Source organism: Paraburkholderia sp. NMBU_R16, from assembly GCF_013282575.1.
GTDB lineage: Bacteria > Pseudomonadota > Gammaproteobacteria > Burkholderiales > Burkholderiaceae > Trinickia.
The window spans coordinates 1-253 of record NZ_JAAAYE010000426.1; the positions used below are offsets into that span (position 1 = coordinate 1).

A 253-nucleotide genomic window follows, 5' to 3' on the forward strand; every position below is an offset into this window, starting at 1 on the left:
GCCGGCCAGCCTTCCGTATCGGAACGTTCGGCAAAGCTGGGCCAGATCTGCTTGATGGCGGGCAGCCGCAAATCGTTGAGCAGCAGCGACAAGCGGGTGGCGTCGAAATCGTGAGTCATGCTGCCACTGGGGGTGACCCGTTTCCGAGGACGGTTAAGCAGTTGAATTTCGACCGGGCTGATGTCCTCCAGGTTGAGTGGTTGTGCGAGTTGTCCACGGTCGGTCGGCGGGTCGCCTATCACGACCACGACGC

The 253-nt window shown here is 61.7% G+C and carries 1 pseudogene; it reads right to left on the reverse strand.

The window, feature by feature from the left end:
- Positions 1–253: pseudogene (locus GWC77_RS28720) on the reverse strand (hypothetical protein); the annotation flags it as partial.